The following is a 1232-nucleotide window of genomic DNA, read 5'->3' as shown; positions in this document are numbered from 1 at the left end:
CTCGGCGGGCGGGATATTTCCGATGGGCTCCAGGATGCGGCGGTGATTGAACCAGTCCACCCATTCCAGGGTCGCGAATTCGACGGCATCGGCGTGACGCCATGGTCCTTTGCGATGGATCACCTCGGCCTTGAACAGGCCGTTAATGGTTTCGGCCAGGGCATTGTCATAGCTGTCGCCGACGCTGCCGACTGACGGTTCGATCCCGGCCTCTGCCAGGCGCTCAGTGTAGCGAATAGACACGTATTGAACGCCACGGTCGCTATGATGAATCAATTCATCTCGCCGAACCGGACGGCGATCGTGCAGCGCCTGCTCCAGAGCATCCAGCACGAACCCGGTCTGAGCCGACCGGGACACGCGCCAGCCGACGATGCGGCGGGCAAAGACATCGATGACAAAGGCAACATAGACAAAGCCTTGCCAGGTCGCGACATAGGTGAAGTCGGAAACCCAAAGGGCATTGGGCTTCGCTGCACGAAACTGCCGGTTCACCTTGTCTCGGGGGCAAAGGGCGGCCGGATTGCTGACCGTCGTCTTCACGGGCCTGCCGCGGACCACTCCCGCAAGCCCCATCTGCTTCATCAAGCGCGCCGTCGTGCAGCGGGCGACCTCGATGCCCTCCCGGCGCAATTGCCGCCAGACCTTGCGCACGCCATAGACCCGGAAATTCTCCTCCCAGACCCGGCGGATCTGCGCCCTCAGCACGGCATCATGCCGTGCGCGCAGTGGCAGGCGATCCGGATCGTGCCGCCGGGCTGTATAGCCATGATAGGTTGACGGGGCGATCGGCAGAACGCGGCAGATCGGCTCGACCCCATGGGCATCCCGATGATCGTCAATGAAGGCGATCATTTTTTGAACGGGCGGTCGAGCTCCGCCGCCGCAAAATAAGCCGACGCTTTGCGCAGGATCTCATTGGCCTGGCGCAGCTCCCGGTTCTCCCGCTCGAGAGCTTTCATCCGTTCCGCCACCTCGGAGGGGACGCCCGAGGTTCGACCAGCCTCAATATCCGCCTTCTTCACCCAGTCCATCAGCCTGTGGGTCGAGCAGCCGATCTTCTCCGCGATCGACGTCGCTGCCGCCCACCGGGACGGGTGTTCCGCCTCATGGTCCAACACCATCCGCACCGCCCGGGTCCGAACCTCAGGGCTGAATTTGTTCGTCGTCTTGCTCGTCATAGCTCCACTCTACTTGGAAGTTGGAGCCTCCGGGAAACCCGGTGCGGTTCA

1 protein-coding gene and 1 other annotated feature are annotated in these 1232 nt (G+C 62.7%); the gene reads right to left on the bottom strand.

Annotated elements, in window-relative coordinates:
* Nucleotides 1-1181, bottom strand: a protein-coding gene (locus ACYQ6W_RS22605; RefSeq protein ID WP_459678549.1) for an IS3 family transposase whose coding sequence is annotated in 2 segments (ribosomal slippage) — nt 1-887 and nt 887-1181 — 1182 coding nt annotated over the 2 segments. Because the reading frame shifts where the segments join, the coding sequence is not laid out codon by codon here. This gene is flagged as partial in the annotation.
* Nucleotides 781-897 (bottom strand) — a sequence feature (AL1L pseudoknot). Its footprint overlaps the gene before it by 117 nt.
* Nucleotides 1182-1232: the final 51 nt, after the last annotated feature.

Source organism: Acidisoma sp. 7E03 (genome assembly GCF_054665075.1).
Note: the sequence above shows the minus strand (reverse complement) of the source record. Positions and strands in the feature narration are given on the sequence as shown.